Genomic DNA, 14,540 nt, shown 5'->3' on the forward strand with positions numbered 1-14,540 from the left:
CCAGCCCACGGCATCCAACAACTGGGGCAAGACCTTCTGCAAGTCGAGTGGAGGTTCGGGGGTGTACGTGGCATCGAGGATGTGTTGCTGATGCCGCTTGGATTGCGACGAATACTGAAACGTCGTCTTGCGAGGCTCCAGAACTTTCGACCCTTGGGGATCGGAAAGCAAACCCAAGAACGCTTTTCGGTCCAATCTTGGATAGCCGAATCCGACGTGCTCCAACGGCGCCGCCGCTTCAGGGGGAAGCGTCACCGATGATTCGCGACGCTTTTTCCAAGCGGCAACCATCCGGGCAAATGCTTCGTTCTTGCCATCGCCGATCGCACCCGCAGGATCGTCCAACAGGCCGGTGGACATCAACGACATCGGCAACGCCTCCCCGTCGAGCCCCGAGATAGCTGCTTTGATTTCGTTGAGCTTCCAACCGTAGTGCGACCGTAGTTCCTTGGTCAACTTCTCTTGGCCGTAGCGGTTGGTCCGCAGATCCGCCATCCACGCCAATCCAACTTGGACGGGTGACGCGCCCAGCTGTCCGGCGGCATCGGCGAGCAACTCGGCATCCACCAGCGGCAGCGTTTCCAGCTTGCGGACCGCATCGATGAATTGGTTGACTTGCTTCGATCCCCAGGTGCGTTTGACCTCGATGGTCTCCAGAATCGAATAGGGCTTGGGCGGTTTCGGCGTGCCGGATTCGGTGTATTCCAACACGTGAATCTCCTCGGTTCCGTAACCTCCGTACGAATACGCGAGGTAGCGATGTTTTCCATCGGTAAATGCGACGGCTTTGTCACGGGCCGGCGCGTAAGGTTTGTTCTTGTCCAGCTTGGCGTCGGCTTCGGAAAACCCCTTGGCGATGTAGTAGACGAATTTGCCTTTCCAATCCAGGATGCCGCGTTTGGCCAAGTAGGCGAGTCCCTGGAGGCCCAAACTGTCTTCGAAGCGAGACTTGGCCGGGGCATTCTCAGTCGCTTCGGTATCGGCCCCCACCGTGGACTGTGTCCAAAACCATTTCCAGGCCGCCGAGCAGGGATCGTCGATCGCGGAAACCCAGTCGGGATTGCCGCCGGGAATCTTTTGTTGGTTGCCGGTTTCCAGAAAGTTCGTGGCGACCTCGATGTGAGCTTTGGACGCGTTTGATGCCCCATAACGATAGATCCCCGGACGGTCTGAGCCGGGCCAAGTGTAGATCAGATCCGCGACGCCGGCTGCCGAGGGCGCGAACTCCGGCTTTCCGTTTGCCTCCGTCGGCGTTTCCTTTTCTTTGGGTGGTTCCGTGATCCGATCCAAAAAGCCACCCAGCGAGGCTTGTTCGGCGGCCATGATGCTGATGATTTTCCCCAGTCCTTTCTGCAACCGCGACGGGGCGTCGGGCAACCATTTCGAGACCGCTTCGGCAACGGCATTGCGGTCGGGATCCGTCTCGGCTTCTTCCTTTTTCTTTCGCAACGCTTGATGCTGAGCCTTTCCGGCGTCGAGAAACAACTTGCATTGCTTGACCGAGATTTTGCGCAGCTTGGCCGACGCCTGCTTGGAACGAACGGTGTAGTGGTGAAAGAACCGATACGACAGATGCATCGGCTGGCCCAAGTGATAACGGTTCGATCTCTCTTGCATCAGCGCGATGCCGATTCCCGTTTCGCTGTCCAGGACGATTCCGTCAGCGGTGATGATCCAGTGATGTTTCGATTCGGGTTTGTCCATGATCGCAAGGGGGATCCTGGCGTCTTCGAACCCGTGCGGGTCTTGCTCCAGCGTGCATGTGCGGCCGTCGATGCCGCGCCCGATCGCGCTGCCGTCACGCGTGGTCAGAACACTCCAACCGAGCATGCCGTCGGCGATCCCCAACGGCGACGCGTCCATGCCGTCGGGCGCCGGCATCAAGAAACAATGTTGCCAGTGAACGGTGTTGCTGGCGGCAAGGTCTTGTTCAAACCAGTCCGGCACGCTCTCGCGGATCTTTTTTCCGCTGACCGGATCGAGTTCGACCAGCGACGTCGTGCCGATCATTTCCCCGGAGTCTGCGTGATAGTGGTACTGTGTGGGATCGGTTTTCTGGATCCAGCAACGCCCACCGTCGCTCAACCAGTGCGCCCACGTCGGCAATTTTGTATCGCCCGGCTTGAGCATTCGGCTGCCAAAGAACACACCGTCCTGATACGGCATCCAGAATCCTGGAGGCGAATACCAGTAACCGCCGTCGAGTTTTTTGACGTCACCGGGGTCGCTGAGCCAACAGATCTTGCCTTCGTAGTTGGAGGTGTCTCGGAAGACGACTGCGGTGTCGGTTCCGACCGGCAGAACCGCCTGGGGCTCGGTGGATTTGGTGAACGTAAACTCCGCGCGGACCCGGTGACCGGCGGGGCCGAATTCATCGATCTTTCCATCGCGGGCGAAAATCAACGTGGGAAACGATTCATAAAACGAATCGTTTCGTCGCCGGCTCTTGATCACCGGCAACCGACTCTCGTCGTCGGCCTCATCGAGCGGTTGCCAACCGTATTCATCCAAAATGCCACCGACCAACGTGCGTCGAAGCGTGCCGACCAGATCCAGTTTCCTCAGTCGCTTCAGAACGACGGGAAACCGCTCGAGCGTGCTGCGTCCGATGGCCGAACGAATTTGATTCAACGTGACTTCGAAATCCGCCAGCCCGCCGCTTTCCAAAATCGACAACTTGTGATCCAGGAATTCCCACCAGATGTCTTTGAGCGCATCGTGCCCGGCGGCGGCTTGGTCGAATCGACGCCCGCCGTGTCCGTATTGGTCACCATACCGCCGCGTGGATTGGTCGCGGCAGATCAGGTTTGGAATCATGTTGCGCACCCGCGATGCGAAACGTTCATCGTCCAAAACATGAACGAGTGATGAGTTGCGGCGGGGATGGTCGACATCGGACTGCATCCAACCGCCGAACCCGATCCCGGTCCCTTGGGGAATGTCGGCCAACGGGATTTCCAAATCCAAACAGGCTTCGATGACATCGACGTCGGCCGGCACGGACGCCCAGCCTTGTGATTTGCCTAATTGCAACGGGATCGCGTCTTGACGGAGCGCCGCGGCGGCTGATTCGAGCAAGTCGAAAAAGCGTTTCGGCGGAGGCGTGCTTGCCAACGAAAGTCGGCCGAACCAGCCCGCTCGTCCGCCGGGGATTTCGACGTCGGCAGGGAACTTCTCGGCGGGCAATGCGAGCAACCGCAGCACGTTCCATTTTTCAAGTTGATCGATCCATTTCCAAGCCGTGGACTCGGAGTAATAGTTGGATTCGCAATTGGTATGAACGAGTAACCAAACGCCAAAGGAATCGGATTGCTTGACCAGCTGTGCAATCCGCTTGCTGACCGAGGACCAAAATTGCTGGGGGGCGCGCGACATCGACGGCGCGGAAATGATCTCCTTCAACAACCGATCGATTTCCGCATCGGGATCCTTGCCCGCCAGCTTTGCCAGCCGAATCAAATCTTTCGCCGCACCGGCCATCGGCGGCATGCCACCGAGCGTCCGCCGCACGAGCAAGTCGCGAAACGTTTCAAAAGCTTCCTCCGGTTCGAATTGATTTTCCAAGTCTTTGGTGTATTCGCCGAGTGCTTTCCCGGACAAGCAACCGCTGAGGGCGAATTCCAATACGGCATCACGTCGTCGTTCGCGATCGACGTCGAGCGCGTGGACACGTTCGGCTTCGAGTGCTTTGCCGAGTCCGCGTCCGGCGTACGTCTGGTTGCCGAGTTCTTTGAAGATTCGCGCAGCCTCCTCCCAGAACGGCGGCAGAAAATGTCGGACCGATCGATTCAATTCCTCGGCCATTTCGGAGAACGCGTCCCAGGCGTGGCCGGGTTTCGACTTCGCCTTGCGGGCCGCGGCTTTGATCCGTTTGACCAACACCAACGCGTCCTTGGCGTTTTCCGGATGCGTGATCAAAGCCCAGCTGGCGAACCCCAACGCCCGTCGACCTTGAATCGCCAGCGGTTTGCTTTCGCCAGCCGATTGAAGCCCCAGAAACTCCATCGCCAAGTCTTCGGCCGGTCCCAGACGTTCGGCGCCCAGACGCACGATTTTCCGGTCACCGAGCACCTGGCCGGTGTAGGTTCGCGCGACGACCTTTTCGGAGCTTTTGGGGTCGACCTTGGCCTTGATCGGCAACATGCCGCCGGCGACCAACTGAGCCTCCAGAGCTTTCTTTGATTTGCCGGGTTTCTTCGTCGCAACACTCATTGGTCTTCCTCCGTGGCGTCAACTTTGCGTTTGGCGTAGATCTCCGAGGCCATGCGAACGCCTTCGCTGAACGTGACCGGACCGATCGAACTGATTTTCTGTGGCTGCTGACTCTCGTCGACGAACACCAATCCGCCCGTCCAAGTTGGTGATTCGGGGTATTCGTCCCCGATGAAATACCGAGCCTCGATCAGGGCATTGCTTTCCCAGATCCGGCACGTCGCGTAGCCGCCGCGAACGGGATAGCCCAAGCGGCGACAGTGGGACGTGGCGAAGTTCAATTGTTCGAAGTGGCCACCGGAAAAATCATTGATAGACGTCAGATCCAGCTGCTCTTGGGTCGGTTGATGAATCGGGCGATAGAGCTGGTCGATCGCTTGTCGGATGCCCAGGTCCCCGGCCAACTCACGCAATTCTTCCAAGTCACCAATCAGGATCGGGTGCGGCACGCCGAACGAATCGGTTTTGATCCACTGGGTTTCGCCGTCCAGATCGATGACGCCCAGTCCGCGTTTCGCGTCAACGTCTTTCAGCAGCCCGGCGTTTTCGAGATCGAAGGCTCCACCGGCAGCGACGGGCACGACCACCATGTTTTCGATGCAGTCTCGCCAAGCCGAATCCGCCCAGATTTCCGTCACCACGGCGCGTGGGATCGACAGCGATCGCAACATCCAGCGCTCGACGGTGTGCAGACATTCCAATTCATGCTCGGCTAGCCAATCGGCCAGAGCGAGCAACGACTCGGCCGTTTCCGTTTCTTTGAGCCACTTGGGGACCGACGCGAGTGATTTGCCTTTGGGATTTTGACAAACCAGTTTTCCCGCCCGAAGCCCTAACTTGTAATCTCGCTCGGCATCCACCCAAGCGTCTTCCTGCTGGACCGTTGACACCATCTCTTCCCTCCGTTGCATCCAAACCCCGCCCCATTTGTCTGACGTCACGCCGCCGGGGGATATTGTGCCACATCGGCGACAGGATTTGTTGCGTGGTCGCGCATCGCGTCAGCAGAAGTTGATAGCGGAACGGCGCGAGCCGTCCGGTGTCAGCATTAAAAGACCGGAGGGCTCGCGCCAGCGAGTCCAGTATCCCGGAGGGATGACAGCGAGTAGCCGGAGGTCAGCGCAGCGCCACCTCCGGGACGCACGTCCCAAAATCCCATCGACCCCGGACGAGACTGCTGAATTACTAGCAAATGGTTCGGACGTGCTCGGACGCCCTTTGCTGGATTTTCTCAACTGATCGCGTGTCTGGTGGTGCTTTCGAAGGTGGAAGTGTTTCGATGCTCCTCATTCGGCTAATTTGGCTGGCTGAAGTGGCCAAATCGGAGTTCGAGAGCCCTTCCCCTCGCTTTTTCTCTAGCAGATCGCAGGTACCGCGCAGCGGCGATCATCAAGCAACTTAACAATTCGCCTGGTGTTGACCACAAAGCCGGTCATCAGTTCCTGAATATGAACCTTCGCCCGGCCCCAGTACTTCGCCCGACGACCACCGCCATGGCGAACAACCTCACCCAGCTTGCGTTCGATCATTGGATGACGACGCCTAACTTCCTGGTACGCCGCCGTCTGACTTTTGCGACGAATCGATTCATACTGCGCCTCGTAATCGTTCTTGATCACCTGGCGGCCTTTCTTTGACGTTTCCGAAAACTTCGGCAGGCAAGCGGTTAACAGCGGACAACCGGCACAGGTTGCCTTTGCAAACGCGAATTGCGTTGCATTGCCCTTGGAGTTGCGATGCCCCAAACCACTTTGTTGGCCCGCCGGACAGATCACCTTTAGACCATCGTCAGATCGCTTAAACGAGGCCGATGAAAAACCTTCTTGACTGCTAAAGTCGCGCGGGACCGTGATCACGTCGACTGCCGCCGGACCGGCGGGATCCTCAAGTTTCGCGATCACTTCGCCATTGAATCCGATCCCGTCAATCGAAATTTGCTGGACATCATTGCCGTGGGCTTCTTGTTCTTTGGCGATCAAGTCGATTGCGTGGCGAGCTTCATCGGCTCCCGAATCAATCACTCCAAGTTGGGTGATGATTTCGCTGTCAGCATCGACCATCATGTCCAACAGGAAGCCATTGTAGAACTCCCCATGCCGGCCTCGACGGGCATCCGGATCGACCACACTGAGCGTTCGGTGTCCGGCAGTGGGGTTTTGGCAGTCACCGGTGATCTTGCGGGCCAACGCGGCAACGCGATGTAGGCTGTTCCAACTCGGATCGTTCTGATCTTCTTCCGGGACTGAAAGTTGGTCGATCCAATGCAGGATATCGAGGACCAAATCCAAACGAGCCTGCAAGCGGATGGCCGGATCAGCCGCTTCGGTTTCGCTGCGGACTTGCTCGGCCGCAATCTCGAAACCGATTGCTGCTTCTGGATCGATCGGTTTGATGGCCGCGAGCATCTTTGTTCGCAGCGACGCCAGCAGTCCGATCGTTGATGGGACCGCGATGTTGGCAATGACGTGGGTGGCATCTTTCAGACGCAACCGGTCTTTGACCAAATCATGCTCCCGGGCGATGCCAACCAGTCGGTCAAAAAGCTTTGAGAAACCTTCAGGGCCGAGCCGCCCGCGAAAGCGAGTTAACGAACTCGGATCGGGCAGGGCACGTCGAACGGGAATCTGTAGGAACCATCGAAACAGAACATCGCTCTGACATCGAGCAATGACTTCGCGATCACTCAGTCGAGCGAAGTAGCGAAGGAATTCGAGCTTGAGCATCCGCAGTGGGGGGAAGGCCGGTTGCCCTAAGTTGTGAGAGTAGTGGGACTCCAACTCAGGCACAAAGCTCTCCCAAGGAATGAGCTCGAGGGCATCCAAGAGCGGATGCTCCGCGGGGAGCAATTGGAAGTAAAAATCGACATCTCGTTCAGAGATCTCCTCGAGATGGCTTCGGTACTTATCGAGCATTTCGCAGCCCACCAAAGAAAGAAGAGGCAAGGACGAAAGCTGGAATTATATACCTGTCCAGCTCACCGGACTAATTCAGCAGTCTCGTCCGGGGTCGAGGGGATTGTGAGGCGTGCTTCCCGGAGGTGGCGCTGCGCTGACCTCCGGCTACTCGCTGGCATCCCTCCGGGATCCTCGGTTCGCTGCCGCTCTCCTTTGACATCAAACGGAGTGATGCTTGTTAGCGGCAGGGCTCGCGCCCAGGTCGAGGAAACGACGCGAAACGTAGCGGTATCGGGATTCATTCGACAGCCCGCAAGCCCTCCAGTTTCTCATCGCTACCCAAACAACGGGGACCTCGTGTCCTACCGCTGAAAAGATGCTTCACCGCGTGACTGACCGGGCCCGTAGCAACGTGGGCCCGGTTTTTTGTGGCAGCCATTCGCCGTGGAAGCCGCTGTCGGCTGAACCGATGGCCTATGATTGGCCGTGTAAGTACCGGTTCATCCCCGACCAGCGAATCGCCGCCATGGCCGATCCCACCGCGACGAATCGATTTCGACGCAAGAAAAAACGACGCAAGCCGAAGCCGGGTGATCCGATTCCGATGCCGGCATGGCTGTTCTATCCGCTGTCACTGGGCAGCCTCGTCGCGGCGGTGCTGCTGTATCGGCGCGGTGATCCCGTTACCGCCATCACGATCGTTGTCATCGCGCTGTCCGGCTGGGGCGGATTCAGGATGGGGTTCGGCCGGATCGCGGCATCGGTCCTGGGACTGGTCGCCGCGATTGCGTACGCGCCGGCGATGGGCATGAACTACCAAGTCGCGTTTTCCGAACGGTTTGGCACCAGCGGGCTGGCCAATCGTTTCCTTTGCATCGCTGCGATCGGTGTGCTGATTTCACTGGTGGTGACGCTCTTGATCACGATGATCAGCAACTGGGTGTTCGCCAAACGCCGCGCCTGGAAGTGGGCCAACCATTTCGCCGGATTTGCCATCGGATTGGTTGAAGGGGTTGCGATCTGTTACCTGCTGCTCGGCGGACTGATCAGCCTTCAGATGTGGCAGCGTGCGGACGACATCCGGGACAACGCCGTCGCGACGGCCGTCGACGATTGGGCTTCGCAAACCCGTCAAAGCCTGCTCGGGCCGTTCATTCGTGACTATAACCCCTTCGAGCGTTTCCAATCGCTGGCTGGCGTCAACGAGTTTCGCCAGACGGTGCGCCGCTTGGGCGACCCCGAAAACGTCCAGCGTCTATTGGACGATCCAGACATCGCGGAACTGGGGTCCGATCCCGCGGTTGCCGCGGCGATCGATGAAATTCGCAACGATCCGGTACTCGAGGAATGGTTCGAGCAGAAACGTCCGCTGGATCAACCGTTGCTGATGCATTTGCTCAACAGCCCTGCGGTGATGCGTCTGGTCGATCACCCCGACTTCCTGCCCAAGGTCCGTCAAGCGTTGCAGGACCTGTGATAGCTAAGTGGGGCACGCTTCCAGCTTGCCGCTTCGCAAGCTTCGCTTGGCGTGTTGTAGGGGGGCAAGCTTCGCTTGCTGGGACGCAAGCTGGAAGCTTACGCCACTCTGGAAGCTTAGGCCACTTGGGCTTGCACAAACGGGATCACGTAGGGGCCTTCCGGGATGACGGCGACGGACTTGCACGCGCTGGCGTCCAGGGAAGCCTGAATGGTGGCTTGGAGATCGTCGACGATGGAGACCCCGGTGAGCGCTTGCAACGATGGGGAAAGCGACGAGTAAAGATGGACCGTTCCCTGCTCCGTCGCTTTGGTTTGCATCTGCGTCTGCCAGGCGTCGATCTCTGCAAAAGGTTGGTGCCGGATCGATTGCAAGAAGCCCTGGGATCCCAAACGCGTCAGCGTTGCCTGGGCGGCGGCGTAGTCGTCCGATCCCAACCCTTCGCTGCACTCGGACACGATGATCAGATTGCCGCCGGGCTCGAGGATGTCGATCGCGCCGACCATCCCTTTGACGGTTTGGTAATACGTCTTGTCCAGCGGGTATCCGGCGGCACTGGTGATCACCGTCGGGAAGCGTTGCGGTACGGGGACGCGGCAGTACTGGCCGATGAAGGAGACCGCATCCTGGTGACTGGCCGTGATCTCACCGAAGTTGACCATGGACAGATTTCGTTGATCGTCGATGACCGTGTTGAGCGCGTACGCGCCGCCGATCATCTTGACGATTTCCAATTGTTCTTCATGCAGCGGGTTGCGATGCAGATTGCAATTGGCGGCGGCGTCGTCGGACATGAAGCGATGGTTGTGAAACGTCCGAATCGTCTCGGCATGCGCCAAGCCGGGCGCGATCACTTTGCGGCCTCCCGAATAGCCGGCCATGAAATGCGGCTCGACCAACCCGGTGGCGATCCGAACATCGGCTTGGACGAACCGGCGATCGATTTTGACCGGTGTTTGCCGGGTGGGGGTTCGGCCCAAATCGATGTGGTCTTCGTCACAGAGCGCATCGTGATTGACGACGTTGACGTGCCGTAACACCCAAGGGTCGCCGATCAATTCGGCAAGCTCGTCGCCGAGATTGGGACGATGCAATCCCGTCGCGACCAAGACCGTGATTTGATCCTGCGGCACGCCGGCTGACACCAGTGTCTCGATCATCGGCCGCAGGAACAGGTGATTGGGAACCGGCCGCGTGATGTCGCAGATCGCGATGCAGGCACTCTTAGCACCCGCGGCAATTTCGTGCAGCCCCGCCGCACCGCTCGACTCCCCGGGGCTTTGCAAGGCTCGGCGAACGGCGGCAACCGGATCGACCAGTCGCGGCATCTCGGGCTTGGCGATCAGCGTGACGTCGGCGTCACGGGGCAAGGGCACCGCGATCCCGTTTCGACCGTAAAGCAGCGACACTTGCATCGAGATTGCAGACCCGGAGACTGGATGATCGGTTGTAAACGTTGCGTCAAACGATCAAGGGTAGCCGATCGTGCCATCGGTTTCGACAGCTTTCCCGCTGGTTGCTTAAGCATCGCGTCGCGGAAAGGCGACCGGTTGGCCGTACCACGGCGGGTGGGCGCCGGCTTTGACGGCCAACAGGATCGCCTTGCCGTGCAGATGCTCCGGACCGTGCGTGTAGTCCCATTCCAAACGTTCCTCGTAGCGCAAGATCCTCAGTGCAGATGCCTCGTCGGTGGCCCAGCGGGCGAGCTGATTGGGGGCAAAGTAATTGACCACCGCGCCGGCGGTTTCGCTTTGGGGGGCATCATTCTGTGATCCCGGCCAGCGGTCACAGCCGGGGTCTTCGGTCGTGTGGACTTCGACGTAGACGACGCCGCCGTCGCGGAGACCGGCCATCATTCGTTTCCAAACCCGCCGGGCATCGTCGGCGGGGACATGATCCAACACGGTCGTTGCGCAGATGGCGTCGAAGGCGTCGGGTTGGATTTCGTGGTCGCAAACGTTCGCCACACAGGTCTGCACACGCGGGCCGACGCCGGCGGTCTCGGCCCGTTGCCGGATCCGCTCGGCACCCCGCGGGCTCAGGTCGACGGCCGTGACGTGAAAACCGGCTTTGGCCAGCGCAATGGTGTCACGCCCGGCTCCGGCCCCCAGGTCGATCGCCTGGCCGCTGCAGTCCACTTGGTCTAGGTAGGCGGCCAAGGGAGCCGAAGGCACGTCCCCGTAAGCGATCTCGTCGCGGTCGTAGGGTTCGAAAAACGGGTCGGTGGGGTCTGACATGAAGAATCCGGTAAGTTTTTTTTGGCTCCAATCATCAAGATCGGCTGATCGGCGGCGAATGGAACGAGAATCACTCACCGTTCCTGCCGCGTTTGGTGGATAATAGCGTGGCGTCCAGCGACTGTACCAGTGATGCAAACCCAGCGATGACAACCGGCGACGCTACCCATCTGAAAATGATCCGATGAAACAATTTTTCGTCTCCGTCGCGAAGTGGAGCTGGTTCGGGCTGTTGATGCTGATCGCGTTCGGGTACATGGCGTCCGGGCTGTCTGAACCCTCCAACGATCGTCGTGGCGAGGTTGAAGCGGCCAGCGACGTCCGCTTGGACGGTTCGCCTCCCTCGGCCGTTCCGGAATCCGCCGATGCGGAATCCACTGCTGGGCCGCCGGTCGATTCTGCACCGCGAGAAGCTTCGGCCCAGTCCGAATCGATTGATCGCGTCGTCGCAGCGGTCAACGCGGCACGCAACGAACAACTTGCCGCGTTGGGGTTGCAGAGCGCCCCGCCGGCCGATTGGATGACCTCGTGTCGCCGAACGTCGTTGGCGCTGATCGGTAGCGGCGTGTCGCTGCAAGAAATTCGCGCGTTGGAAAGTCTGCCCGAAGACCAGCGTGAATCGACACACCTGTCGAATTTGATGCGTGACCCGCGATTCCATGATTATTGGGCCGAGCGTTGGACACGGTTCATTGTCGGTGCCGACGAAGGCCCGTTCATTGTTTATCGCAGACGTCGCTTTCGTCACTGGTTGTCCGACGAGTTGGCTGCCAATCGCCCGTACGACCAGATTGTCCGCGACTTGATCACGGCCGAAGGGCTTTGGACGGACCGTCCGGAAGTGAATTTTTTGACCGTGACGTTCGACAGCAACGATGGCAATCCGGATCCGATTCGCTTGGCGGCCCGGACCAGCCGCGCCTTTTTGGGATTGCGAATCGATTGTCTGCAATGTCACAACGACTTTCTGGGCAACGTCAACTTGGGCGATCCCGTCGAGACTCGCGAAGGTCGACAGCAAGACTTTCACCAGTTGGCGGCGTTCTACAGCAGCGCCAAGACGAACGGATTGCAAGGGGTTCGCACGGGCGAGGCGGACTACGAATACCAGTACCTGGATGCATCCGAAACGGTCGAGGTGGCGCCGGCGGTGCCCTACGCCGCAGAGTTGTTGCCCGAGGAAGGGGATGCCCGATCGCGATTGGCAACGTGGGTGACGCATCGGGACAACCGCCAGTTCTCACGCGCCGCCGTCGCCCGGTTTTGGGCGTTGATGTTCGGACGCTCGGCAACTGAGGCGGTCGACAACTTGCCGCTGGATGAACCACTGCCGCCGATGTTGGAGCCGATCGTGGACGATTTCGTGCAACACCGCGATGTTCGACGGACGATTCGGATCATCGCACAATGTGATGCGTTTCGCGTTGACAGTCGGGCGACGTTCGATGTCACCCCGCAACACGAAGAACGCTACGCGGTGTTTCCCCTGACCCGATTGCGTGCCGAACAGGTGGCCGGATCGATCGTGCAGGCGTCGAAGATCAAAGCGATCAATCGTGATTCCTCGTTGCTGGTTCAATTGATCCGATACGGTTCGATCAATGACTTTTTGGAACGTTTCGGTGATTTGGGTGAAAATGAGTTCTCCAAGGACGGCATCACCATTCCGCAACGGCTGTTGATGATCAACGGCAACATGCTTCGCGAAGCCGGCCAACCGAATCCGATCTTGAACGCGACCGGGCACATCAACCTGTTCGCCCGTGACGACGCGCAGGCGATCGAGACGATTTATTTGTGTCTGCTCAATCGCTATCCGAGCACGGAAGAACGTGACTATTTTATCGACAAGATGACCGAGCGTTCCGACCGTGCAGAGGCGCTGGAAGACCTCTATTGGACGCTCGCCAACAGCACCGAATTCACGTGGAATCATTAGCATCATTCCGTCGCGATAACCATCCGCCATTCCATTCCGTCTCACGGCCCGATCCCATGTCCCATCACGATCTGCTTTGCGACCCGCATGCCCATCTGTCTCGGCGCACGCTGTTGGGGGCCGGTGCCGGCGGGGCGATGCTTTCGACCATCGCCCATCAACTCGCCTGGGCCGACGCGGTCGGTGCGACCGAGACGTCACGGCCCAAGAACGTGATCCTGTTGTGGCTTGAGGGTGGCCCCAGTCAATTGGAGACGTTTGACCCGCACCCGGGATCGTCTATCGGCGGCGAAGTCAAAGCGATCCCGACCAGCGTGCCGGACCTGCAGATCGCCGACACTTTGCCACGCGTGGCCGAGAAGATGCATTTGGGGTCGCTGATCCGAAGTGTGACGAGCAAGGAAGGCGATCATCAACGGGCGATTTACAACATCAAGAGCGGGTATCGCCCTGATCCGACACTGGTGCATCCGTCGATCGGTTCGATCCTGTGTCACGAATTTCCCGAACAGTTGGACATCCCGCGACACATCTCGATCCTGCCGCAAAACGCTCCGGCACGCGGCGGTTACCTGGGACCGGTCTATGACGCGTTCAAAATCGGTGATCCGCAGAATCCGGTCCCGGATCTGAAATCGCCGATCGCCGAAGACCGTTTCGAACGCAGAATGAAAGATCTGCAGTGGCTCGAAGGCCGCTTCCGTCAGCAGCGGTTGCGCGACTTGGACCAGAACCGAACGCTGCACCAGTCGTCCACCGATGCGGCGTTACGGATGATGTCCAGCGAGCAGGTCAGCGCGTTTGATGTTTCCAACGAATCCAAGGAGACGCTCGAGCAATTCGGCCAAACACCTTTCGGACGGGGCTGTCTGGCTGCGACGCGTTTGATCGGCGCCGGGGTGCGTTGTGTCGAAGTCACGCTGGGCGGGTGGGATTCCCACATCACCAATCACTCCTTGCAATCGGCCCGCTGCGAAATCCTGGACGCAGCCCTGGCGGCGCTCTTGGACCGGCTCGTCGAGCAGGACTTGTTGGAAACCACGCTCGTCGTGTGCGGCGGCGAATTTGGTCGCACGCCGCAGATCAATCCGGCCGAGGGACGTGACCACTGGCCGCACGGTTTTTCAACCTTCTTGGCCGGTTGCGGCATTCGCAAGGGAGGCGTGTACGGTGCGACGGCCGCCGATCCCAAGCTGGATCCCGACAAGCCGTTGGCCGATGTAGGAAATCCGATCACGATCGGTGACTTGCACGCGACCATCCTGTCGACGTTGGGCGTGCCCTATCACGAAGAACGCCAAACCCCGATCGGACGCCCGTTGAAAATCAGCGAAGGCGAACCGGTCGGGGCCGTGTTGGCATAAGGCGAACATGCCGGTGATGCGGTGCATCGCATGCGGCACCGGCGCAAGCGGAACGGCGCGAGCCGTCCGGTATCGGCGTTGAAACGCGGTCACAGACCGGAGGGCTTGCGCCCTTCCGCTAACAAACCGTTGTTGGTGATGCGGTGCATCAACATTCGGCATTTACCGTTTTAGCGGAACGGCGCGAGCCGTCCGGTATCGGCGTTGAAACACGGTGGCAGACCGGAGGGCTTGCGCCCTGCCGCTAACAAACAAACCGTTGTCGGTGATGCGGTGCATCAACATTCGGCACGCACAGCGTGCCCTACCGTGACGGCGTCGACTGGGTGCGACTCGTATTCCGCCGCACCTTGGTTTTCGGGTAGGCGGTAGTGGACGAGGCGACGAGTCCTTGCCAATCTGCCGACTACAGAGGAC

At 59.3% G+C, this 14,540-nt stretch carries 8 protein-coding genes; 3 read left to right on the top strand and 5 right to left on the bottom strand.

What is annotated here, in order from left to right; genetic code table 11:
• The 3 genes from ABX749_RS05150 to ABX749_RS05160 form a co-directional block, all read right to left on the bottom strand.
• Window positions 1-4,212: DNA-binding protein (locus ABX749_RS05150; protein WP_372895052.1), on the bottom strand; the 4,212-nt coding region annotated here is incomplete at its 3' end.
• Window positions 4,209-5,105, bottom strand: a complete 897-nt coding sequence (locus ABX749_RS05155; RefSeq protein ID WP_372895053.1) for a DUF4132 domain-containing protein — start codon at window positions 5,103-5,105, stop codon at window positions 4,209-4,211. The genes ABX749_RS05155 and ABX749_RS05150, both read right to left, overlap by 4 nt.
• A 462-nt stretch (window positions 5,106-5,567) precedes the next feature.
• A complete protein-coding gene (locus tag ABX749_RS05160) occupies window positions 5,568-6,998 on the bottom strand; it encodes a transposase (RefSeq protein WP_372895054.1) in 1,431 nt (476 codons plus the stop codon).
• A 634-nt stretch (window positions 6,999-7,632) separates the two neighbouring features.
• Between ABX749_RS05160 and ABX749_RS05165 the strand changes: the two genes are divergently transcribed.
• A complete protein-coding gene (locus ABX749_RS05165) occupies window positions 7,633-8,583 on the top strand; it encodes a CvpA family protein (RefSeq protein ID WP_372895055.1) in 951 nt (316 codons plus the stop codon).
• Window positions 8,584-8,699: 116 nt separating this feature from the next.
• On the opposite strand, the gene larA is transcribed toward ABX749_RS05165, so the two are convergent.
• Both larA and ABX749_RS05175 read right to left on the bottom strand, forming a co-directional pair.
• Complete coding sequence (larA, locus tag ABX749_RS05170) at window positions 8,700-9,998, bottom strand: nickel-dependent lactate racemase (RefSeq protein WP_372895056.1); 1,299 nt, start codon at window positions 9,996-9,998, stop codon at window positions 8,700-8,702.
• A 105-nt stretch (window positions 9,999-10,103) separates the two neighbouring features.
• Window positions 10,104-10,820: a class I SAM-dependent methyltransferase gene (locus ABX749_RS05175; RefSeq protein WP_372895057.1), complete on the bottom strand. Its 717-nt coding sequence runs from the start codon at window positions 10,818-10,820 to the stop codon at window positions 10,104-10,106.
• 184 nt (window positions 10,821-11,004) lie between these two features.
• On the opposite strand from ABX749_RS05175, the gene ABX749_RS05180 reads away from it, so the two are divergent.
• Together ABX749_RS05180 and ABX749_RS05185 are read left to right on the top strand one after the other, a co-directional pair.
• The gene (locus tag ABX749_RS05180) at window positions 11,005-12,759 is read left to right on the top strand and encodes a DUF1549 domain-containing protein (protein WP_372895058.1); all 1,755 of its coding nucleotides are present in this window, start codon (window positions 11,005-11,007) and stop codon (window positions 12,757-12,759) included.
• Between the two features lie 56 nt (window positions 12,760-12,815).
• The gene (locus tag ABX749_RS05185; protein ID WP_372895059.1) at window positions 12,816-14,123 is read left to right on the top strand and encodes a DUF1501 domain-containing protein; all 1,308 of its coding nucleotides are present in this window, start codon (window positions 12,816-12,818) and stop codon (window positions 14,121-14,123) included.
• The last annotated feature ends 417 nt before the right edge of the window (window positions 14,124-14,540 follow it).

The organism is Stieleria sp. (assembly GCF_041595215.1).
In the GTDB taxonomy this organism is placed as follows: Bacteria; Planctomycetota; Planctomycetia; order Pirellulales; family Pirellulaceae; genus Stieleria; species Stieleria magnilauensis.